Source organism: Pseudomonas sp. 22082, assembly GCF_052046055.1.
GTDB classification, from domain to species: Bacteria; Pseudomonadota; Gammaproteobacteria; order Pseudomonadales; family Pseudomonadaceae; genus Aquipseudomonas; species Aquipseudomonas pharyngis.
This window is the reverse complement of sequence record NZ_JBQEQB010000025.1, coordinates 39,667-62,915: the sequence shown is the minus strand read 5'-3', so window position 1 is coordinate 62,915 and position 23,249 is coordinate 39,667. Positions and strand designations below refer to the sequence as shown.

Below are 23,249 nucleotides of genomic sequence, written 5' to 3'. Positions count from 1 at the left end.
AAGCTCATGAACAAGTCCGTGCCTCATGCCACATTCCGGCAGCGGCACCACAAACGGACTTGTGAAAAGAGCAATGACTTTGATGAATCAACCGATCCACCCTCCCCGGGCTGACCGACCGTCAGCGCCAATCAAAATATCCGACCTGACCACCCAACCGGATCACCCCATCCAGTACAGCCCCCCGCCCTCGGGCCAAAAGCCGGGGCTCGCAGACCTGGACGACCTGTTCGGCCCGTTGCGTATCGGTGAATTCAGTGTCAGTCGCCAGACGCTTCAGGCCTTGGGCGTCCGAATCGATGGGCAAACCCTATCGGCGGCCAATACCTACTTTGCCGACCCTGACCAGGCATTCATCGATGCGCTGGAATTCGACACCGTTCAAATGGAACAACGGATGAGAGCCGTACCCTCGCCCGAAAACCTGCAGATCCCTCCCCTGCTGTACGAAATCGTCACCCAACGCTCCCCCGATGCGGCACCGCTCATGCGCGAGATGCCCACCGGCGAGTTCGCTGATGCCATGAACAAGATCAACCATTTACTGAACGCCACCCAACGCCTCGACATTCGTCGAGACCCGCTGCCCGAGCACCTGCCGAACTGGGTCGACAAGGCCAAAAGCCGCGGAATGACCAGCATGGGTGTCGGCATGCAGGCGTATGGACTCTACAGCGCTTACATCGGTGCTATCGATGCCCTCAAGAAGGGCGACACAGGTGAAGCGCTGATCAATGTTGGTGGAGGCGTCGCGGAAATCACCTCTCTGGGCGTCGAGTACGCCCTGAGCAAGAGCGGGGAACAAATGATCCGCCAGGGATCCATGGCCTTCGAACAATTCGGCAGGACTTCCATGGGCAAGTGGCTATGCCGCGGGGCCGGGTTGATCGCCAGCGTGCTGACACTACCTTTCGATATCTATATCGCGATCAAGTCCTTCAACGATGCCGCCAAGGTTCAGGGCAAGGAAGCTCAGGATCTGTACGTGACGGGTGGACTGAGCGTGTTCAGCGGCGCATTGTCCCTGGCACTTGGCTGCGCGGCATTGACAGGGTTCCAGGCAGCGGGTCCGCTGGGCATTGCCGCCGCCGCGATAATGATTGTCGGGGCAAGAATCTATGGTGCCGTGCGAGCCGTCGACGACATCGACGATTACATCGAGCTGACGGTAAACGAGCGCTGGCGGGCCGGCTGGTTTGCGTTCACCGGACAGGATCAGGACAAGGCGCTCATGGATCGCTACCTGATCGCCAAGACCACCGCCGACTACACCAAAGCCCTGAAAACCCGCAGCCTTCACTGGCTGGCGAATGAATTCAGGGAAACCGTCGACGTCATTGTCAACGGTCGATTCGAGGTGACACTGCAACCCACCCGCCTCTATCGTTACCAATGGGACGAAGACAAGGGCGAAACGCCTTACACCATCGAAAACCTGCCCCTCACCAAAGACACGGACGACTCGTATGACACGCGAGACGGTTTACCGGATTCGGATTCCGTCGTCTCCATAACGAAAAGCGACCCTGCCAAAGGGGTTTTCTGGAATCTGGGCGGTGGCCATGACACGGTGCAGGGTGCCAAGGACAAGCCAAACTTCTTCAGCTACACCACAGGCCGCAAAACCCTGAGCGGTGGCGACAGAAACGACTCCTTTGTGTTTCAGACAGCGTCAGAAGCACTCTCCTACGATCCGATCAGGGTCAGCGAGCTGTCGGGGGGCGACGGAATCGATCTGTTGTGGCTTCAAGGCACGCACAAACACCTCGACCATGTTCCAGACCCACCCCGCCACCTCGGTTATGACATCGATCTGAAACGTGGAAGGCTGGCGTTGCGCCCCGCGAGCCCGGGACTTGAACCGGTACTGCATTCGACGCTCAAGTCCATCGAAAAGGTCGAAACACTTGCCGGCGCAACCAATCGGGTCACCGGCTCCGATCAGGCGGACATCATTGCGGCCAATGGCAACGATCACGTCGATGCCGGTGCCGGGGACGATCAGATATCCGTACGTGGTCTGAATGCCACAGTCGATGGCGGTCGCGGCAGTGATACCTATTATCTCGACCCGATGTGCCACAAGATCTCCATCACCGAAGACGGTCTGGAGCCGAGCAAGGTCTATCTGGGCGTATCGCTTGAAGCCATCCAGCGCTGGTTCGTCCGGGAGAACGCGCTGGTGATCGAGTCACTTCGAGACGATGACCTCCGGTCGCCCAGGCGCGAACTGATACTGGAGAACGCTTACCAGACCATCGATGGCAAGCGCATCCTGCATCACGACAAATGGGCGTTCATTACCCAGGACGGTTTTCACTTGCAGCCGGATTGGCCCACCGAGATTCCGGAGTCCGGCGATCTGCCCGTCAGCGTCACAATCCCCACATCAGGCGTACCCAAGGCGTCTCCGGTGCAGATCAACGATCATCCGCACGTACTTTCGGCTCAAGCACACTCCCACTATTTCGTTTCCCGCCAGGTCCGTCGCGCCGCCCTGTTCGCCCCGAAAGATGGCCTTCCTTCGCACAGCACCGTGTACGTCGATTTCGACAGCCAGGAAATTTCCAGCGTCAATGCCACTTATGTCGTGAGCATCACGGAGACTGAGGCGTTCACATTCCTCGATTACGACAATGTCTATTTCACCCTGACCTTCGCTCCGGGAGCCCGGCTCTCGCTACATGGAAACGTGATCGGGAGCCGGGACCGAAAGAGCGACATGGGCGCCGGCAACATGGCCGCCGGATGGGCAATGAATCATCCCTTGACCCTGGTGATGCGAGATGGCGTTTCTTACCATCTGGACTGCCCTCGGAACACCTATCTGGAGGATGCAAGGAACCCGGGCTACCGGGTCATTGAAAGTCGTGCCTCATTACGCGAGCGGGCAGGTCGATACCTGTTCGTCAGACCGTCTGTCAGCAAGCGCACCCTGAAGAACACGCCGCAACGGGTCGATTTTCTGGCCACCGAGCACAACGCAACCTACTGGCTGGAAGGAAGATCGGCAAGCTATGAGCTTTTTCCTGCCAGCAATCTCTCAATCCGCCTGTCCACCGCCGACGCTGAGGCCAGACTTTCCGGCTCCTCCACGTGGCTCATTCATACGCATCTTCTGCCCGAAAAAATCACCCGGCGCGACCTCAGCATCAAGAACGACCTGATCAGGATCGGCAGCGTTCACGTCCACCTGCCGGACAGCAATGATCCACTACTGCCACTGGAAACCATCGAGGTGGCGATCTCATCGGGGAACCGTTACCGGATCAATGCCCTGTTCGAGGTGATCGGCCTCTGCGCTGCCGATGCTCGGGCCTACTCGACAATTGATGCACTTGTTCAGGACGCAAAGGATCACCAGCATCGCGACGAGCTTGAACGCAGTGACTTGCAGGTCCTGAACCTGCGCTTGCACGATGCCGCTCCCGGCAGGATTTTTTACAACGTCGCCACCAACATCTGGAGACTCGAGAGCGAGCCGTCCCGGGTGATATCGATCGAACAACTGTCCATCGTCAAGGAATGACACCATGCGCCCCAAAGCCCCCTCAACGCCGACGCCGTCCAGGATCGACACGTCTGCCAACCCATCGATACAACCTCCCCGGCTCCGGCCACAGGGTCAGGCCCCACACTCACATGATTCAATTTCCGATCCGGTCATATCAGGCAATCAAAACCCGGGCCATCACCTGCCACCCGCAGCGATACCCGGCCCTTCGAGAATCGAAGTCTCGGATTTGCCTGAGCTGCCCCGGGAATCGACACCCGTATTGAGCCACTACCTGTTGAGCCCCGCCTTGCTGCGCAACATGCAGCCGGCCAATGAAGAAGGCTTGCGTTATGTCGTCGGACGCAAGTTCGTTGATGTGAAAGACAGCGGCACTGTGTATGTGGAGTTCGATCCGAACCTGAATGCCTATCGGGCGATGGATCTGTACAAAAAGCTCGCACCGGGACCTGTGCTCTACAGAAACATCGACGAATCAACCTGGAGCCCTGCTCGCCAGACCGATATAGACAATCCACTCAAACGGCCGAATGCAGATAACCGTGCCGCAGAAGCGGCGGTGCCCACCAGACACCCTCGAATCACGTCGATGCCCGCACAATTGAAGGCGGCAACGTCCGAATTGCTGGATACACATTTCGCACTGCTGCATCCGCAGATGAATCACGGCGAACGGGTCATGGAATTGCGCTCGTACAACCTGTCGCCTCTCCAGCACGTCCGACTGCGCGACGACCTCATCGCCCATCCGTCAGCGCTTCCGGAATGGGTCGCACAGCACAAGAGCCGGTCACTGAACGCGGACGACCCTGCACGCTACGACGCACTGCATCAGGAAATAGAGCCCCTGCTCCTGCCACTGAGAAACGGCAAGTTACTGCTCAGTCATCTGGGCGATCATGAAGATTTCAGCGAAAGCGTCAGCCGCGAATTCCTCGACGGATTCCTCGCAAAGCTGGGGTACCTGCGTAATGGCAGCGGCTGCCTGTACCGGACCGACATCCCCGGCCTGTTCAGGGCCGATGAGCGCACACCGTTCGAGCTGTACAACGATCGCCGGATGCTGCCACGCATGCACCACAAACGGGGCGCAACGAGCGAAAAGCCGATCAGCGCTACGGTCGGCCTGGAACTGGTTCACGAGTACGCGGGCCACGGCAGGGCCGAGCCGGATCCGGAATACCTGCGTTACAACAATCAGAAGAACCAATACCCCGGGAAAAAACCCGGTGAGTCCGACAATGACTCCGGAAAGTCCGACAACGAATGGTCCGAGACCTCCGATGTCGAGCTGGACTCCGAGCGAAACTACGAAACGATCCGACACGACCAAAGCTTCATCTTCGAATACATCATCGATACTCGGAACATGGAAGTGGTTTTGCGTGAAGAGAACATCTTGTTGAATGGGAGCGCCAGAGATCGCGGCGCGTGGTTCCCGGAAGACGAAAACGAAGCCTTGATTTCCGCCTCAAGAAGGGGCATTCCCTCGGAACGCATCTGGTTGCTCGACTCAACTCGCACCCGTGCGGCAAAGGTCGACGATATCGCCGAGCTGACGCCCTATTACGATCGAAGCCGTATAGAGGACGCAACGCACAACGGCGACCGCAACCAGTCTGTCTATGACACGTTGATCGACGATGCGGCGGCAGCAGGCAACCCCATTGTGTATCTGGACAAGGGCAAGAAGTGGTTCGCCAACGATATCGTCTGGCCTGAGTGACCGAGGCGGTCCTAGGCGAACAGTTCACCCTGCAACTCGTCGAGCAACGCCTGGATCGCATCCAGGCGTTGCTGCGGATCGTCGAGTTGCAACAGGTCGATCTTGTCTTCCTCGGCAAACGGCAGCAGGTAGGCCAACTGGTTCGCCAGCGCCTGCTGCCCCGCCGCTTCGATACCCATGTTCAGCGCTTCGACCATCGGATGCTCGGCCAGGGCCTTGAGCAGCGCCACCAGATCAGCGTCTTCGTCCTGCAGAGGCTGCTCGGGCTCTTCATCCAGCCACTCGACCTCCGCGACGATCAGCTGATCGCGCTGCACCTCGGTGCGCAGAACATGAAAGCGCCGCCCGCCCTGCACACGAATTCCCAGCAGGCCGTTGTCCTGTTGCTGGAAATCGGTGATCCGCGCTTCGCACCCGACCATCGCAAATCCTTCGGGCGCCACTCCGACTTCGTGGCCTTCGAGGATGCATACCACGCCAAAGCCGCCGCCCTGTTTCATGCAGCGGCCGATCATGTCCAGATAGCGCGCCTCGAAGATCTGCAGATCCAGATTGCAGCCGGGAAACAGCACCGTGTTCAGCGGAAAAAGCGGCAGACTCATAGACATTTCCTTACACCACCATCGACACCGCCAACGGCAGGAACACCGCCGTGGCCACGCCCATCAGACTCATCGCCAGCGCCGCGAAGGCGCCGCACTCATCGCTTTCCTGCAACGCCACCGACGTGCCGACCGCATGCGCCGTCATGCCCAGCGCCATGCCACGCGCCTCGGGGCTGTGCACGCCGAGGCGGGTCAGCAGCGCCGGGCCGAAGATCGCGCCGATGACTCCGGTGATCAACACGAATACCGCCGCCAGTGCCGCGACACCGCCGATCTGCTCGGCCACCAGCATGGCAATCGGCGAGGTCACCGACTTGGGCGCCATGGTCATCAGAATCATGTGATCGGCCCCGAACCACCAGCCCAGTGCCACGCCCATCCCCGTGGCGACCACGCCGCCTATCACCAGCGTAGTAAAAATCGGCCAGAACAATTGGCGGATGCGCCGCAGATTCAAATACAGCGGCACGGCCAGCGCAACGGTCGCCGGACCCAGCAGAATACTGAGGATCTCGGTGCTCTTGCGGTACTCGGCGTAAGTCAGGCCGCAGCCGACCAGCACGCCGATCACCAACAGCATCGAGACCAGCACCGGTTGCAGGAAGATCCAGCGGGTTTTCTCGAACGCCGCCAGCACCAGTTGATAAGCCCCCAGGGTGATCCCGATGCCAAAGAGTGGGTGGTGAATCACCGAAGCCCAGGCACCTTGCCAGTCGAACAGCATCAGGATTCCTCCGAAGGCGGCGCGTGACGCTTGACCAGCCGTTGCATCAGCACGCCGGCGAAGGCCATCGACAGAATCAGCGAGACCACCAGCGCACCGACGATGGCCCAGAAATCCGCGGCAATCGCCGTGGCGTAGACCATCACACCCACCGCCGGCGGCACCAGCAGCAATGGCAGATAACGCAACAGGCTGCCGGCGGCGAGGTTCAGCGGCTCGCCGACTTCACCGCGCACGATCAGGAACACCAGCAACAGCAAAAGGCCGATGATCGGCCCCGGCAGCACCGGCAACAGCAAATGATTGAGGGCCGTGCCGAGCAATTGAAACAGCACCAGCATGGTCAGGCCGCGTAGCAACATCCGTCATCTCCGTCCGACATCCCGCCAAGCACGGGCCGGGCATTATAAGCACGCCTGCGCTATGGATCGGCATTCGCCAAAAGCATGGTCGGTTGACCTGAGCAAATCGCCATGATGATCTACAGTGGTTCGCAGGGCGGTCAAATCCCCCACCTGAAAAACTATAAAACCGATGAACCCAAGGAGAGTCTCAATGCCCTATGTTCCAGTTGCAGAGCTCAAAGATTATGTCGGCAAGGAACTCGGACGTTCCGAATGGCTCACCATCGATCAGGAGCGCATCAACCTGTTCGCCGAAGCCACCGGGGATTATCAGTTCATCCACGTCGATCCGGTCAAAGCCGCGCAAACGCCATTTGGCAGCACCATCGCCCACGGATTCCTGTCGCTGTCGCTGATCCCCAAACTGATGGAAGACATTCTGGTTCTGCCGCAAGGCGTGAAGATGGTGGTCAACTACGGCCTGGACAGCGTGCGCTTCATCCAGCCGGTCAAGGTCGACTCCAAAGTCCGGCTCAAGGTCGATCTGGGTGAAGTGACCGAGAAAAAACCTGGCCAGTGGCTGCTCAAGGCCACCGCCACCCTGGAGATCGAAGGCTCGGACAAACCGGCCTACATCGCCGAACCACTGTCGCTCTGCTTCGTTTAAGCGCTTGGATGCGAAGCGGCTCACGCTGTTTCGCATCCGCTCCTCCCTGCCGGCTGTATAAGGTCACATAGCTGCGGCATACTCGGTCGCCTAATTGCCCGGATCCCGCTATGCGCTCATTCGCCCCTCTTGCTCCCCTTGCCTTGACCCTGTTGCTGGCCGCGTGTGGCGACGGCGAATCGCTGTTGCCGCCGGATGCGCGCCTGCCCGACGGCGGCCGCTATCGCGGTGAACTGGTCGATGGCTTGCTGCAAGGCCAGGGCCGGGTCGACTACCCCAACGGCAGCTGGTACGCCGGGGCGTTCGACAAGGGGCAATGGCATGGCCAGGGCGAATGGCACGGCAGCAATGGCGAGGTCTATCGCGGCAACTTCCAGCAAGGGCTGTTCGACGGTCAGGGCACGTTGACCACCGCCGCCGGCAGCTACACAGGCGGTTTCAAGCTGGGCCGACGCGACGGCGAAGGCACCCTCAAGGAAAACGCGATGACCTATCGCGGCGAATTCAAGGCCGACCAGTACTCCGGGCTCGGTCGCCTGGAGCTGGACGACGGCAGCTCCTATCAGGGCCAGTTCGCCCACGGCAAACCCAATGGCGAAGGCCAGCGCGGCGATGCCAGCGGCAATCAGTTCACCGGCCATTTCGTCAACGGCCAGCTCGAAGGCAACGGCACCTTCAACAGCGCAGATGGCGATATCTACGTCGGTGGTTTCAAGAACAATCAACTGCACGGCAAGGGCCGCTACGAGAACGCCGATGGCGACGTCTGGCTCGGGCAGTTCAAGGAAGGCGCGCTGACCGGCAAGGGTGAATTGATCGGCGCCGACGGCAGCCATTACATCGGTTATTTCAATGACTGGCGCTTCAGCGGTCAGGGCCGCCTGAACCTGTCCGATGGCAGTTTCTACGTCGGCGGATTCGACAGCGACAGTTATTCCGGACGCGGCACCCTGGTGCTCACCGATGGCAGCGTGCTCAGCGGCACCTGGATCAACGGCCAGCGGGTGCGCGATGCCGACGGCAAATTGCTGCCGGACACCCTCGAACTCGGCCTGTTGGCCCAGGGTCGTCTGCTCGACGAGGCGCTGGCCAACGTACCGGCCTCAACCCCGGCAGTGGAGCTGTACACCCTGACCCTCGGCGGCGACGGCAAACAGAGCGTGTTCCTGCGCGAATCCGATTACGTCGCGAACATGCTCACCAGCCGTTTCGGTGCCTTTGGCCAGATTCGCCTGGTCAACCACCGCGACCACCTCGGCGACCGGCCGATGGCCACCCGCGAAAATCTGCGGCGCGCCGCTCAAACCCTGGCCGAACGCAGCGGCCCGGAAGATCTGGTCTTCATCTATCTGACCAGCCATGGCACCGCCGAGCACGAGCTGGTGCTCGATCAGCCGCGAATGGAACTGGCCGACCTGCCCGCCGACGAACTCGCCGCCGTGCTCGCACCGCTGAAGAACCGCGACAAGATCATCGTCATCTCCTCGTGCTATTCCGGCGGTTTCATACCGGCGCTGAAGGACGAACGCACGCTGATCATGACCGCCTCACGCGCCGACCGCGTGTCGTTCGGTTGCTCCGAGGAGGCCAACTTCACCTACTTCGGCGATGCCCTGTTTGCCCAGGCACTGAACCAGACCGACGACCTGGAGCAAGCCTTCAAACTGGCCAAGGCTACCGTTGCCGAGCGCGAACTGGCGGACAATTTCGAAGCCTCTGAACCGCAGATCTGGGCGCCGAAAACCGTGCTGGCGCACTGGCAACTACTGCGTAAACAACAAGCGAGAAAAGCATTGCAAAGTGCTGCGTTGAACGACGGAGCGACAAACAGCAACTAAGCTGAACAGTATCAAGGGAGAGACACTATGTACTTGACGCCTCAGCATGTCTTGCTTGCCGGAGCCACCGGTCTGACCGGTGAACATCTGCTCGACCGTCTGCTCAACGAGCCGACGATCAGCCGTGTCCTGGCCCCCTCACGCCGGCCACTGGCCGAACATCCGCATCTGGAAAACCCGGTCGGCGACCCACAGACCTTCCTGCCGCAGTTGGCGGGTCGCGTCGACATCGCCTATTGCTGCCTGGGTACCACCATCAAGCAGGCCGGCTCCGAAGAAGCGTTCCGCGCCGTGGATCTGGACATGGTCGTAGCCTTCGCCAAGCGCGCCCGGGAAATGGGCGCACGGCACCTGATTGTGATCAGTGCCCTGGGCGCCGATCGCCGATCCTCGATTTTCTACAACCGGGTCAAAGGCGAGATGGAATACGCCTTGCGTGCGCAAAACTGGCCGCAACTCACCATTTGCCGGCCGTCGCTGTTGCTCGGCGAACGCAGCGAGCCCCGCCTGGGCGAACAGCTGGCCGCACCACTCTCAAAACTGATTCCCGGCAAATACCGTGGCATCGAGGCCTGCCAACTGGCCCGGGCCATGTGGCGTCTGGCACTTGAAGAGCAGGATGGCGTGCGAATTGTCGAGTCGGATGAATTGAGAAAACTCGGCAAATAAGCTCACAGCGGTTCAACGCAGATCCGCACAAACATTTGCAATGAATGTCCGAGGATATTGCGTTGAACCACCCGACAACTGAAATGAACCGACTCGAATCAACCATCGTGTCGTAACTATCTACCACTCGCCCCTTTCCTTTCATGGATAACGTGCCCTCCCCGGCATGCCTGCGTCTGCCATCCTGTTATCGGATGGCAGCCTGAACGCCAGATAATCAATGAACGGATTCCTTGATGCGACCCAAAAACCCGACACCGAAATTACCCGGCACACCTCACCGTCACCCCGAGACACCGCATCCTCTGCCGATTCCGCGTTCTGAGCCTCCAGTGGTGATTCGCCCCGGAGGACCGGATATCTACCTCTCCGACCGACAACTGGCGACACTGCCGCCGCCGGACAATCAGTTGCCCACAGTACATATCCATGACTTGTCCCCTTCGGTCAGGGAAAGTGGAAGAGGCCCATCCAGCGACCCGCGCTCGACTGAATCGATTCGCCACTACGAGTTGCCGCCCCAGACGCGAACGCTCTTGCCCGACGTCATCACCGAAGGATTGCGCGTCCACAGGGGGCGTATTTATGCCGAAGTGCAGTACACCACAACCGGAACGGTCATGGTGGCCTGGGACGAGAGCCTCGGAACCTACCGGGCCATGTTTCCACAGGAAGCGCAACCCTCTGGCCCTGCCCTGCACTTCGACCCCGCCAGCAATACCTGGCGGGTTGGCGAGCCGCAAAAGACTCCTCAAACCATAGAACAGCAGATACATCGGCCGGCAGACAACACAGATGACACCCCGGCGCAGATCCCTGCGTCACTTGCGGGCAGCTCCTCCCGAACGCAATCGAACACTGTGACAGCTCACATCGACACCCGGCACTACATTTGGGACAACACCGCCACCAATCACCATGGCTACGTGGTCATGCACCGAAAAATGCGGCTGGACGACTCCGTCGGCCCTCTGATGCACCATGCCTTCATGGACGATAACGGGTCGTTCACCAGCGTCGAGCCTTCTGCCCCACGTATCGATCAGCCCGCCGAATTGCTGCCTGCCTGGACAGACCGCGACATCTGGGATCTCTACGGTCTGCAGGGCGCAGAGATCACTCGCTTTCGCACCGAAGCAGATCGCACGGGCAGAAAACCACAGTGGGCCAAGGTACGGGAACAAAGGCTGGAGAATGCGTACCTGTATGACGAGCTTCGCCGCTGGCTAGGCCCTGAGATGGACCGAGATATGTTCAACCGCCTTCTGGAGCACCAAAGGCTCACGCCCGCCAAGTGGGCAGAGCACCTCGAATCCGTCACGCTGCACCGCAGTACTCCAGACACACAAACGCCATTGCCGGGCCTGCCGAGACCCGAAACGCCGGAGCACCACGACACACCAACCACGCAAACGCCGTCACCACGCCTGCCGCCTCCCGCAACGCCCGAGACAACAGACACCACGCCAGCGTACGGGGACCAGAGTTACTACACCTGGGACCTCGGCAAGACAAACTTTCATGGTTACGTCGAGATGCAGCGCAAGCCCGGTCTGGATGACAGTCACGGCCCGCTCGTTCAAGTAGCGTTCCGTGACGGCATTGCGCTGACTATCGTCAAGCCGACCGGGTATCCACTGCATAAAGAGACTGCTCTGCGGCCCTTCTGGCGAGACGTCGATATCTGGAACCTGTACAGGATCGAAGGGGAAGACATCCTGCGCTTTCGTCGGGATGTTGCGCTCCACATGAAAGAACCAGAGTGGGCCATACAACGGGACTATCCTTCCCGGCGTGAACAGTTGATCGACTACCTGCGGCTATGGACCAATCCTGATTCTCCGCTCAAATCAAAGGAACAGGTCCTTGCCCGCTTCCAGCCCTACAATCTGTCAACTCTGCAATTCGCTCGACTGAGCAAGGAAATTTCGCCAACAGGGCAGTTCAAACACCTCATCAATGATGACGTGCCTGCATGGGTGACGACGCATCAGGCTCGCACGCGGCTTGTCACCAATTCAAAACTTTTCGATCCGTTTCTGCCGGAAATGAACGCCGAAATCATCAGGCTTAGAAACCGGGGGGAAGGCACCAGTATCCTGAAGGCCACTCTGACAAAACCGTTTTTTCAGGAGTTACTGCGACTCTGTGGCTATCAGCGCAACGGACAGGATTATCTGTACAGAACCGACATCCCGGCGGTATTCAAGGCGGATGAGCGGACACCCTTCGACATCGCCAGGCCTGCGGTCATGGTTCCGCAGAAGGTATCGGCCCGAGTCGTCACGACCGAGACGCCTGTAAGCGCAATGTTCAGCCTCAAGGCTGCAATGGATTTCGCGAACGAGGTTAAAGACGTAACAGGCTCGAACTACACGCAACCCAAGGATCCGCTGACCGGCAACGAATCGCACCAGACCAGTAGCGGCGCTTCGACGCCCCACGCTCAGCGCATCCTGTTTTGCTACCTGCTCGATACCCGCAATATCGAGGTCGTTCCAGGACAGGAAAATCGCGCCTACAACTCAGCGCGGCTCGAACAAAGCTCCCCGGGCGACAGCACGTGGTTTCCGAGCATGCGGATGGAGGGCCATGTTTCGACGTCACCCATCGGTTTCACGTCGCGACGGGTCTGGCTGGTCAACTCAGCCATGACCCGTGCAGCTACCGTGGAGGATGTACATTTGCAGGCACTTGCACACGCCACCGGCTCGAATCAGACCCGCGCCGACGCCATCCAGGCCCGCACGAAAGCCGGGGCTCTCAACCGGAATGAATATGACGCATTGATCGATGAAGTCGCGAACGCCGGCAAACGCATCCTCGAGTTGCCGACGGGAAACGCAATATTCTCCAACGACATCGAGTTTCCTCCCGAAATAATCACTCTGTAGGAGGCTTAATCGGCTCGCTCTTGCCAAATCGAGCCGATGATTTTCATAAACCTCCGGTCGCCTGAAAGCCTACGCCGATCACCGTCAGCAAAGACAACGGTAAAAGCAGGGTATCGAGCAACGCACTGGCCGGCAGGTCGACTCCGGGATAGCCCGGAGCCTCGGCGCCGAAGCGATCCTTTGCGCAACAGCCGCCGTTCAGGGCGTATAAGTCCAGCCGCGTGCCGGAGTACACCACCGGCGCGCCGGGCTTGGCCGCATCGAGCGTGCGCGCCGTGGCGCAGCCGGTCAGTTGCAGCGCCAGCAGGAGCGCCAGCAGCTTATTCATCGCTGCTCAGGTGATGTTCACCCCAGCGAGGCAGCATGTCCTGCGGAATGCCCAGCAGATTGAGAATCCGCGCCACCACGAAATCGATCAGGTCATCGATGGTCTGCGGCTGGTGATAGAAACCCGGCGACGCTGGCAGGATGGTCACGCCCATGTTCGAGAGCTTGAGCATGTGTTCCAGGTGAATGCTCGAATACGGCGCTTCGCGCGGCACCAGAATCAACTGGCGCCGCTCCTTCAACGTCACGTCCGCCGCCCGCTCGATCAGGTTGTTGCAGGCGCCGGTGGCGATGGCCGACAAGGTGCCCGTCGAACACGGCACCACCACCATGGCCGCCGGAGCGCCGGAGCCCGAGGCCACTGGCGACATCCAGTCTTCCTTGCCGTACACGCGGATCTGCCCGGCGGCCGCGCCGGTGTATTCGGTGAGGAACGCCTGCATCATTTGCGGCTTGGCCGGCAACGACACGTCGGTCTCGGTGGCCATCACCAGTTGCGCGGCCTTGGAGATCAGAAAGTGCACCTCGCGATCCTCGCGCACCAGGCAATCCAGCAGGCGCAAACCGTACTGGGCGCCGGACGCGCCGGTCATCGCCAGCGTGATGCGTTCGGGGCCGTTGCTCTCGAAACGAGTGTTCATTTCAGCGCCTCGGCGAGTTTGCCGTGCAGGCCGCCGAAGCCGCCGTTGCTCATGATCACCACGTGGGTGCCGGGCTGGGCCTGGCTCTTCACGCGTTCGATGATGCCTTCCAGCGAATCGCTGACGATCGACGGCACGGTGCACAACGCGGCGGTGCCTGCCAGATCCCAGCCGAGGTTGGCCGGGGCGTACCAGATCACCTGATCGGCATCGACCACGCTGTCCGGCAGACCGTCACGGTGCGCGCCAAGCTTCATCGAGTTGGAGCGCGGCTCGATGATCGCGATCAGCGGCGCATCGCCAATGCGCTTGCGCAGGCCGTCGAGGGTGGTGGCAATCGCGGTCGGGTGGTGGGCGAAGTCGTCGTAGATGGTGATGCCGCGCACCTCCGCGACTTTCTCCATCCGGCGCTTGACGCTCTTGAACGCGCTCAACCCGGCGATGCCCATCGGCGGTACAACGCCGACGTGACGCGCGGCAGCCAGAGTGGCCAAGGCGTTGGCAACGTTGTGCTGACCGGTCAATTCCCACTCGACCACGCCTTGGGACACGCCTTCGAACATCACTTCGAACGCCGAGCCGTCGTCTTTCAGCAACTTGACCTGCCACTGACCGCCGGCACCGGTGGTTTGCACCGGGGTCCAGCAACCCATCTCGATCACACGCTGCAAGGCCGGTTCGGTGGTCGGGTGAATCACCAGCCCTTCGCTCGGGATGGTGCGCACCAAGTGGTGGAATTGCCGTTCGATAGCCGGTAGATCAGGGAAGATGTCAGCGTGGTCGAACTCAAGGTTATTGAGGATCGCGGTGCGCGGACGGTAGTGGACGAACTTCGAACGCTTGTCGAAGAACGCGCTGTCGTACTCGTCGGCTTCGATCACGAAGAACGGCGTGCCGCCCAGACGCGCCGACACCGAGAAATTCTGCGGTACGCCGCCGATCAGGAAACCCGGGCTCATGCCTGCATGCTCCAGCACCCAGGCGAGCATGCTGCTGGTGGTGGTCTTGCCGTGCGTACCGGCAACCGCCAGCACCCAGCGACCTTGCAGCACATGGTCGGCCAGCCACTGCGGCCCGGAAACGTACGGCAGGCCTTTGTTCAGCACATATTCCACCGCCGGGTTGCCGCGGGACATGGCGTTGCCGATCACCACCAGATCCGGCGCCGGATCAAGCTGCGCCGGGTCGTAACCCTGGGTCAGCTGAATACCCTGAGCTTCGAGCTGGGTGCTCATCGGCGGATAGACGTTGGCATCGGAGCCGGTCACGTGATGGCCCAGCTCTTTGGCCAGAACCGCCATCGAGCCCATGAAAGTCCCGCAGATACCCAGAATATGAATGTGCATAGTCGACCTCGTAAAACATGGCCGCAGGTTAGCGCAGGGAGGGGGAAATCGCACTCTTTAGCTGATCACCCGACCTTGTCGGGAGGGGGATTCAAGCAGTTCGGGCGATCCCGTGCTTGCGCAGCTTTCTGTAGAGCGTATTGCGACTGACGCCCAGTTGCTGCGCCGTGTGGGTCATGTGCCAGCGCGTGTGTTCCAGCGCACTGAGCAACGCCAGCCGCTCGGCATCTTCCAGCGGCTGTCCGGACGCCGCTTCATCGGTTTTGACCAACAGTGGCTGCACCTGCCGAAACATCGCCGGCAGATCCTCCAGTCCGATCCGCCCTTCATCGCACAACGCCGCCAGCGTACGCAGCACATTGCGCATCTGCCGCACATTGCCCGGCCAGTTGAAGCCCAGCAACGCCTGGCGCGCCGGCTCTTCGATCAGGATCGTTTCCCCGCCCGCCTCTTCGGCCAGCAGAAAATCCAGCAGCTGCGACTTGTCACTGCGCTCGCGCAACGGTGGAAGCGCCACTTCCAGCCCGTTGAGCCGGTAGTACAAGTCTTCCCGGAAACTGCCGTCGCCAACCCGCTCCAGCAGATTGCGGTGGGTGGCGCTGATGATCCGCACGTTGACCGCTTCCGGCTCGCCACCGATCGGCACCACTTGCCGGTCTTCCAGCACTCGCAGCAAACGGGTTTGCAGAGCCAGCGGCATGTCGCCGATTTCATCGAGGAACAGCGTGCCGCCATCGGCCTGCTGCAGCTTTCCGCGCATGCCGTCCTTGCGCGCGCCGGTGAAACTGCCGCCGCGATAGCCGAACAGTTCGCTCTCGATCAGGCTTTCGGGAATCGCCGCGCAGTTGAGGGCAACGAAGGCTTTGCCGGCGCGCTGACTGGCGTTGTGCACAGCCTTGGCGAATGCCTCCTTGCCGGAGCCGGTTTCACCGTTGATCAGCAGCGGCACGTCACGCTCGAATACCCGCAACGACTTGCGAAAATCCGCCTGCAACGCCGCATCACCGAGACAAATGCCTGCAAGACGCGGCGCTTCGACCGGCGTGGGAACCGGCGCGACCGGCAGCGGCCGACGGGTTTCGCCGCGCAGCACCGCAAACAGATGCCGCCCGTCACGAGTGCGCAACGGCCAACTGGCGCTGGCATTGGCACTGGCGCGCCCGAGCAATTCATCCAGCGAACAATCGAAAAACGCCTCAACCGGTTTACCGAGCAAGCCGCCACGAATGTGCCCGAGCAAATTCAATGCGCTCTGATTGACCGCGCTGATCCGCCCTTCCCCGTCAAACGCCAGCAGCCCTTCGCTGAACAGCCCGACGGACTCGGCCTGGAGATGAAAACGCAGCAACCATTGGTTATCGAAACAGCGCAGGAAGTAGCAGCTCTCGATCATCTTCGCCGACAGATTGACCAGCGCCATGGTGTGGAACTGGCTCTGGCGCGATACGTCATGCCGGGCCGAGGAAACGTCGAGCACCGCCAGCAGTTCGCCGTGCGGGTCGAACACCGGGCTCGCCGAGCAGGTCAAGCCCGTGTGACGGCCGCGAAAGTGTTCGTCCTGATGAATCGTCAGGGCCTGACGCTCCACCAGACAGGTGCCGATGCCGTTGGTGCCCTCGCAGGCCTCGCTCCAGTCGGAACCCAGCCACAGGCCGGCGCGTTCGAAAATCTTGCGTTCAGCGGGAGCGGTGACGCAGTTCAGGATCACCCCGCGCGCGTCGGTCAGCAGCACCGCGTGGCCGGCGCCGGAGAGTTGTTGATGCAGGCTGCTCATTTCATTGCCGGCAATCTGCAACACCTGTTGCAGCCGTTCGCGGCTTTCGAGAATTCGACCGTGTTCGAGCACGGTCGGCGCCATGGTCAGGGCCGGGTCGAGGTGATAGTCCTCAAGACAACGCAGCCACGAACGGGCAATCGACGGGTCGGCACCGGGGCCGTGCAGGTGCGGCTTGCCCTGGGTGACGGTGAGAACCTGCCGGGCATGGCGACTCAAATGATTGTCGTGCATTTCTTATTATTCTCCCCGAGGCTCATCGGCCCATGCGTGAAGTGGTGCCCAGCATCCTCCAGCCCACCGGTCTTTGCAATGCTGGCAAGACCGCCCGGTCACGGGCTGTGCCAGAAGCGGTACAAACTGTCACCCGGGCTGTACCGATACCGTCACAGATGCTTGCCACTTGTCCGACAGAAATCACGCAAGGCCTTGATTTGCCTGACCTGCACGGCAGTGGCCCGGCCTTTGCTCTACGCTTATAGCAAGCGCTCATGCGCGTCTCTCTGATAAGTACAACAGCCAAGGAGAACATCATGCGTTACGCTCACCCCGGTACTGAAGGCGCCAAAGTCTCGTTCAAGAGCAAGTACGGTAACTACATCGGCGGCGAGTTCGTCGCGCCTGTCAAAGGTCAGTACTTCACCAATACCTCGCCAGTAAATGGCCAACCGATTGCCGAATTCCCGCGCTCCACGGCCGAAGACATCGAAAAAGCCCTGGACGCCGCCCACGCCGCTGCCGATGCCTGGGGCTCGACTTCCGCCCAGGCCCGTTCGCTGATCCTGCTGAAAATCGCCGACCGCATCGAACAGAACCTCGAAACCCTGGCGATCACCGAAACCTGGGACAACGGCAAAGCCATCCGCGAAACCCTCAACGCCGACATCCCGCTGGCCGCTGACCACTTCCGCTATTTCGCCGGTTGCCTGCGCGCCCAGGAAGGCAGCGCCGCCGAGATCGACGGCAACACCGTCGCCTATCACATCCATGAACCATTGGGCGTGGTCGGCCAGATCATCCCGTGGAACTTCCCGATCCTGATGGCTGCGTGGAAACTCGCCCCGGCCCTGGCCGCTGGCAACTGCGTGGTGCTCAAACCTGCCGAGCAAACCCCGCTGGGCATCAGCGTGCTGCTGGAACTGATCGGTGACCTGCTGCCGCCGGGCGTGCTTAACGTTGTCCAAGGGTTCGGCAAAGAAGCCGGCGAAGCCCTGGCCACCAGCAAACGCATCGCCAAGATCGCCTTCACCGGCTCGACCCCGGTCGGCTCGCACATCATGAAATGCGCCGCCGAAAACATCATTCCGTCCACCGTTGAGCTGGGCGGCAAGTCGCCGAACATCTTCTTCGAAGACATCATGCAGGCCGAGCCAAGCTTCATTGAAAAAGCCGCCGAAGGCCTGGTGCTGGCGTTTTTCAACCAGGGCGAAGTCTGCACCTGCCCGTCCCGTGCACTGGTTCAGGAATCGATCTATCCGCAGTTCATGGAAGCGGTGATGAAGAAAGTCAGCCAGATCAAACGTGGCGACCCACTCGACACCGACACCATGGTCGGCGCCCAGGCGTCCGAGCAGCAATTCGACAAGATCCTGTCGTACCTGGAAATCGCCAAGGGCGAAGGTGCCGAACTGCTGACCGGCGGCAAGGTGGAAAAACTCGAGGGCAGCCTGGCGACCGGGTATTACATCCAGCCGACGCTGCTCAAGGGCACCAACAAGATGCGTGTGTTCCAGGAAGAAATATTCGGCCCGGTGGTGAGTATCACCACCTTCAAGGACGAAGCCGAAGCCCTGGCGATTGCCAACGACACCGAGTTCGGCCTCGGCGCCGGCCTCTGGACCCGCGACATCAACCGCGCCTATCGCATGGGCCGCGCCATCAAGGCCGGTCGTGTATGGACCAACTGCTACCACCTGTACCCGGCGCACGCCGCGTTCGGCGGGTACAAGAAGTCCGGCGTCGGCCGGGAAACCCACAAGATGATGCTCGACCACTACCAGCAGACCAAAAACCTGCTGGTGAGCTACGACATCAATCCGCTGGGCTTCTTCTAAACCTCGGGGCAACACAGATGATTCTGTGTTGCCTGTTCAATCGCCTTCGCGAGCAAGCCCGCTCCCACAGGGGACTTGCGTCGGCCNATTCTGCACAAATCCAATGTGGGAGCGGGCTTGCTCGCGAAGGCGTCCTTAGTGACACAACACAAAGCCTGGCCGCTCTGGCACGGGCCTTGCGTACCCGTCATTCAGGATTTGCCTAAACACTGCCGCTGCGTGAACAGCCTCCACCCACCCAACCGCTACTCCTGAAAGTCCAACAGATCGAACAATAAAAAAGACAGAGAGGACTTATGACTTCCACCACACAGCTCAAACCCACACTCGGCACCCTGCACCTCTGGGGCATTGCCGTCGGCCTGGTGATTTCCGGCGAATACTTCGGCTGGAGTTATGGCTGGGGCACGGCGGGAACCCTGGGTTTCCTGGTCACGGCCCTGATGGTCGCGACCATGTACACCTGCTTCATCTTCAGTTTCACCGAACTGACCACCGCGATTCCTCACGCGGGCGGGCCGTTTGCCTACAGCCGTCGGACGTTCGGCGAAAAAGGCGGATTGATCGCCGGCATCGCCACCCTGATCGAATTCGTGTTCGCCCCGCCGGCCATTGCCATGGCCATCGGCGCCTATCTGAACGTGCAATATCCGGGGCTCGATCCCAAACTTGCGGCGGTCGGCGCGTATTTCGTGTTCATGACCCTGAACATCCTTGGCGTCAGCATCGCCGCGACCTTCGAGCTGGTGGTGACCGTGCTCGCCGTCGCCGAATTGCTGGTGTTCATGGGCGTGGTCGCACCGGGCTTCAGCTTCAGCAACTTTGTGCTGAACGGCTGGTCAGGCGCCAATGAGTTTACGATGGGCGCGATTCCTGGCATTTTCGCCGCTATTCCCTTCGCGATCTGGTTCTTCCTCGCCATCGAAGGCGCGGCCATGGCGGCCGAGGAAGCCAAGGACCCGAAACGCACGATTCCACGGGCCTACGTCAGCGGCATCCTGACCCTGGTGTTCCTGGCCATTGGCGTGATGGTGATGGCTGGCGGCGTCGGCGACTGGCGTCAACTGTCGAACATCAACGATCCGCTGCCGCAGGCAATGAAAGCGGTAGTCGGCAACAATTCGACCTGGATGCACATGCTGGTGTGGATCGGCCTGTTCGGGCTGGTGGCGAGTTTCCACGGGATCATCCTCGGCTACTCGCGACAGTTCTTTGCCCTGGCACGCGCCGGTTACCTGCCCAAAGGTCTGGCCAAGCTCTCGCGTTTCCAGACCCCGCACCGGGCGATCCTGGCGGGCGGCGTGGTCGGCATCGCGGCAATCTACAGCGACGGTCTGGTCAATCTGCAAGGCATGACCCTGACGGCGGCAATGATCACCATGTCAGTGTTCGGCGCCATCGTGATGTACATCATCAGCATGCTCAGCCTGTTCAAACTGCGCAAAACCGAGCCGAATCTGGAACGCACCTTCCGCGCGCCCGGTTACCCGGTGGTGCCGGCCATCGCGCTGTTTCTGGCGCTGGTGTGCCTGGTGGCGATGGCCTGGTTCAACACGCTGATCGGTTGTGTGTTCCTCGGGTTCATGGCCGCTGGCTACCTGTACTTCCAGCTGACCGCCAAGCAACGCTCCGAAGCACCGGCAGACGCTATGCTCGAAGGTATATGAGTTGCACCGGCACCGCGCCTTTCGCCCGGTGCCCGCTATATAGAAGTGCATAAAGATCCAATGTGGGAGCGGGCTTGCTCGCGAATGCGGTNAACAATGATGTCGCCTGACACGACGCCTTCGCGAGCAAGCCCGCTCCCACAGGGGATCGAGTTATCCACAGAATCAGGAGGAACGCGCCCAATGGCCGCATTTGCTCATACCGTCGGCGCCCAGACCTATCGTTTCGACAGCCTCAAGGACGTGATGGCCAAGGCCAGCCCGGCACGCTCCGGGGATTTCCTGGCCGGCGTCGCCGCGCTCAACGATGGCGAGCGGGTAGCCGCGCAAATGGCACTGGCCGACATCCCGCTCACGCATTTCCTGCAGGAAGCGCTGATTCCCTACGAAACCGATGAAGTCACCCGACTGATCATCGACACCCACGATAAACAGGCTTTCGCCGTGGTCAGCCATCTCACCGTCGGCGGTTTTCGCGACTGGCTGCTCAGTGACGCCGCCGATGAAACCAGCCTGCGCGCCCTCGCCCCCGGCCTGACGCCGGAAATGGTCGCTGCCGTGTCGAAGATCATGCGCGTGCAGGATCTGGTGCTGGTGGCGCAGAAAATCCGCGTGGTCACGAAATTTCGCGGCACCCTCGGTCTGCGTGGACGGTTATCCACAAGGCTGCAACCCAATCACCCGACTGACGAGCCGTCCGGCATCGCCGCGAGCATTCTCGACGGTCTGCTGTACGGCAACGGCGACGCGATGATCGGCATCAACCCGGCCACCGACAGCATCGCCTCGATCTGCGCGATGCTGGAAATGCTCGACGCGATCATCCAGCGCTACGACATTCCGACCCAGGCCTGCGTGCTGACACACGTCACCACCTCTATAGAAGCGATCAACCGTGGGGTGCCACTGGATCTGGTGTTCCAGTCGATTGCCGGCACCGAAGCGGCCAACGCCAGTTTCGGTATCAACCTGAACATCTTGCAGGAAGGTTATGAAGCGGGCCTGAGCCTCAATCGCGGCACACTCGGGCGGAACCTGATGTATTTCGAAACCGGTCAGGGCAGCGCGCTGTCGGCCAACGCCCACCACGGCGTCGATCAACAGACCTGCGAGACAAGGGCCTACGCCGTGGCGCGCCATTTCAAGCCGTTTCTGGTGAACACCGTCGTAGGATTCATCGGCCCGGAATACCTCTACAACGGCAAACAGATTATCCGCGCCGGCCTCGAAGACCACTTCTGCGGCAAGTTGCTCGGCGTGCCGATGGGCTGCGATATCTGCTACACCAACCACGCCGAAGCCGACCAGGACGACATGGACACCCTGCTGACCCTGCTCGGCGTGGCCGGGATCAACTTCATCATGGGCATCCCCGGTTCCGACGACATCATGCTCAACTACCAGACCACTTCGTTCCACGACGCGCTCTACGCGCGCCAGACCCTGGGCCTGAAACCGGCGCCGGAGTTCGAGCAGTGGCTGGCGAACATGGGCATTTTCACTCAGGCGGATGGCAAGGTCCGCTTCGGCAACAACCTGCCGCCGGCCTTTCGTCAGGCCTTGGCGCAACTGGGATGAGTCAGATGGAAAAACCACCCGTCGATCCACAAAACCCATGTCTGGAGCTGCGTCGTCTGACCCCGGCGCGCATTGCCCTCGGTCGTACTGGCACCAGTCTGCCAACCAGTGCACAGCTGGATTTCCAGTACGCCCACGCCCAGGCGCGGGACGCCGTGCATTTGCCGTTCGATCACGCCGCGCTCAGCGCCCAACTGACCGAGCGCCAACGCGACAGTCTGCTGCTGCACAGCGCGGCGGTGGATCGCAACAGCTACCTGCAACGCCCGGATCTGGGGCGCAAGCTGAGCGATCAATCGGCGCGAGCCCTGCGCGAATACGCCCAGGCGCATCCGGGCGGCGTGGATCTGGTGATGGTGGTGGCGGACGGCCTCTCGGCACTGGCGGTGCATCGGCATACCCTGCCGTTTCTCACCCGCCTGGAAGAACAGATGAGCGCCGACCAATGGTCGACTGCGCCGGTGGTGCTGGTGGAACAGGGACGCGTGGCGATTGGCGATGAAATCGGCCAGTTGCTGGGCGCCAGAATGGTTGTGATGCTGATTGGAGAGCGTCCGGGCCTCAGTTCGCCGGACAGCCTGGGTTTATATTTCACCTACAATCCAAAGGTCGGCCTCACGGATGCTTACCGCAATTGCATCTCCAATGTGCGGCTGGAAGGGCTCAGCTACGGCATGGCGGCACATCGCTTGCTGTATCTGATGCGCGAAGCCTGTCGGCGCCAGCTGTCGGGCGTCAATCTGAAGGACGAAGCGCAGGTTCAGACGCTGGAATCGGAGGCCGGTGCAGACATGAAGAGCAATTTCCTACTTGATCCGCCTCCAGCCTGAACCGTTTCCGCATTGCCTTTCTGCGCCGGTTTCAGGCAGGATCGATGCACG

At 60.8% G+C, this 23,249-nt stretch carries 17 protein-coding genes; 10 read left to right on the top strand and 7 right to left on the bottom strand.

What is annotated here, in order from left to right; translation table 11 throughout:
• The first annotated feature begins 82 nt into the window (after positions 1-82).
• Both ACTJK9_RS24790 and ACTJK9_RS24785 read left to right on the top strand, forming a co-directional pair.
• Positions 83-3,529, top strand: a complete 3,447-nt coding sequence (locus ACTJK9_RS24790; protein ID WP_440816925.1) for a calcium-binding protein — start codon at positions 83-85, stop codon at positions 3,527-3,529.
• 247 nt (positions 3,530-3,776) lie between these two features.
• Positions 3,777-5,240: a hypothetical protein gene (locus tag ACTJK9_RS24785; RefSeq protein WP_440816922.1), complete on the top strand. Its 1,464-nt coding sequence runs from the start codon at positions 3,777-3,779 to the stop codon at positions 5,238-5,240.
• Positions 5,241-5,251: 11 nt separating this feature from the next.
• Here the strand turns inward: ACTJK9_RS24785 and ACTJK9_RS24780 are convergent, their stop codons facing one another.
• The 3 genes from ACTJK9_RS24780 to ACTJK9_RS24770 are packed head-to-tail and all read right to left on the bottom strand — an operon-like array spanning position 5,252 to position 6,931.
• Positions 5,252-5,842: an LON peptidase substrate-binding domain-containing protein gene (locus ACTJK9_RS24780; protein WP_064599681.1), complete on the bottom strand. Its 591-nt coding sequence runs from the start codon at positions 5,840-5,842 to the stop codon at positions 5,252-5,254.
• Between the two features lie 10 nt (positions 5,843-5,852).
• Positions 5,853-6,569 carry an LrgB family protein gene (locus ACTJK9_RS24775; protein WP_007958637.1) on the bottom strand — a complete coding sequence of 239 codons (717 nt, stop codon included), beginning with the start codon at positions 6,567-6,569 and terminating at the stop codon, positions 5,853-5,855.
• Positions 6,569-6,931: a CidA/LrgA family protein gene (locus ACTJK9_RS24770; protein WP_085612544.1), complete on the bottom strand. Its 363-nt coding sequence runs from the start codon at positions 6,929-6,931 to the stop codon at positions 6,569-6,571. Before ACTJK9_RS24770 ends, ACTJK9_RS24775 begins: the two co-directional genes overlap by 1 nt.
• Before the next feature lie 193 nt (positions 6,932-7,124).
• Here ACTJK9_RS24770 and ACTJK9_RS24765 point away from each other — a divergent pair, with 193 nt between their 5' ends.
• The 4 genes from ACTJK9_RS24765 to ACTJK9_RS24750 all read left to right on the top strand — a co-directional run bounded on the left by ACTJK9_RS24765 (position 7,125) and on the right by ACTJK9_RS24750 (position 12,981).
• Positions 7,125-7,580, top strand: a complete 456-nt coding sequence (locus ACTJK9_RS24765) for a MaoC family dehydratase (protein ID WP_064599685.1) — start codon at positions 7,125-7,127, stop codon at positions 7,578-7,580.
• Positions 7,581-7,690: 110 nt separating this feature from the next.
• Complete coding sequence (locus tag ACTJK9_RS24760) at positions 7,691-9,418, top strand: C13 family peptidase (RefSeq protein WP_440816919.1); 1,728 nt, start codon at positions 7,691-7,693, stop codon at positions 9,416-9,418.
• 27 nt (positions 9,419-9,445) lie between these two features.
• A complete protein-coding gene (locus ACTJK9_RS24755; RefSeq protein ID WP_085612542.1) occupies positions 9,446-10,087 on the top strand; it encodes an oxidoreductase in 642 nt (213 codons plus the stop codon).
• Positions 10,088-10,320: 233 nt separating this feature from the next.
• Positions 10,321-12,981, top strand: coding sequence for a hypothetical protein (locus ACTJK9_RS24750; RefSeq protein WP_440816916.1), 2,661 nt, complete (start codon positions 10,321-10,323; stop codon positions 12,979-12,981).
• A gap of 43 nt (positions 12,982-13,024) precedes the next feature.
• Here the strand turns inward: ACTJK9_RS24750 and ACTJK9_RS24745 are convergent, their stop codons facing one another.
• The 4 genes from ACTJK9_RS24745 to ACTJK9_RS24730 form a co-directional block, all read right to left on the bottom strand.
• Positions 13,025-13,309, bottom strand: a complete 285-nt coding sequence (locus tag ACTJK9_RS24745) for a YceK/YidQ family lipoprotein (RefSeq protein ID WP_085612540.1) — start codon at positions 13,307-13,309, stop codon at positions 13,025-13,027.
• The gene (ubiX, locus tag ACTJK9_RS24740; protein WP_039771880.1) at positions 13,302-13,949 is read right to left on the bottom strand and encodes a flavin prenyltransferase UbiX; all 648 of its coding nucleotides are present in this window, start codon (positions 13,947-13,949) and stop codon (positions 13,302-13,304) included. Before ubiX ends, ACTJK9_RS24745 begins: the two co-directional genes overlap by 8 nt.
• Complete coding sequence (gene mpl / locus ACTJK9_RS24735; RefSeq protein ID WP_440816912.1) at positions 13,946-15,295, bottom strand: UDP-N-acetylmuramate:L-alanyl-gamma-D-glutamyl-meso-diaminopimelate ligase; 1,350 nt, start codon at positions 15,293-15,295, stop codon at positions 13,946-13,948. Before mpl ends, ubiX begins: the two co-directional genes overlap by 4 nt.
• Positions 15,296-15,386: 91 nt before the next feature.
• The gene (locus tag ACTJK9_RS24730; RefSeq protein ID WP_440816909.1) at positions 15,387-17,303 is read right to left on the bottom strand and encodes a sigma-54-dependent Fis family transcriptional regulator; all 1,917 of its coding nucleotides are present in this window, start codon (positions 17,301-17,303) and stop codon (positions 15,387-15,389) included.
• A 299-nt stretch (positions 17,304-17,602) separates the two neighbouring features.
• Between ACTJK9_RS24730 and exaC the strand changes: the two genes are divergently transcribed.
• The 4 genes from exaC (at position 17,603) to eutC (ending at position 23,198) form a co-directional block, all read left to right on the top strand.
• On the top strand, positions 17,603-19,123 hold the full coding sequence (exaC, locus tag ACTJK9_RS24725) for an acetaldehyde dehydrogenase ExaC (RefSeq protein WP_134020938.1): 1,521 nt from the start codon (positions 17,603-17,605) through the stop codon (positions 19,121-19,123).
• A gap of 296 nt (positions 19,124-19,419) precedes the next feature.
• Positions 19,420-20,790, top strand: a complete 1,371-nt coding sequence (eat, locus tag ACTJK9_RS24720) for an ethanolamine permease (protein ID WP_440816906.1) — start codon at positions 19,420-19,422, stop codon at positions 20,788-20,790.
• A gap of 183 nt (positions 20,791-20,973) precedes the next feature.
• The gene (locus ACTJK9_RS24715; protein ID WP_440816903.1) at positions 20,974-22,368 is read left to right on the top strand and encodes an ethanolamine ammonia-lyase subunit EutB; all 1,395 of its coding nucleotides are present in this window, start codon (positions 20,974-20,976) and stop codon (positions 22,366-22,368) included.
• A complete protein-coding gene (eutC, locus tag ACTJK9_RS24710) occupies positions 22,365-23,198 on the top strand; it encodes an ethanolamine ammonia-lyase subunit EutC (RefSeq protein ID WP_440816901.1) in 834 nt (277 codons plus the stop codon). The genes ACTJK9_RS24715 and eutC overlap by 4 nt, the downstream gene beginning before the upstream one ends.
• The last annotated feature ends 51 nt before the right edge of the window (positions 23,199-23,249 follow it).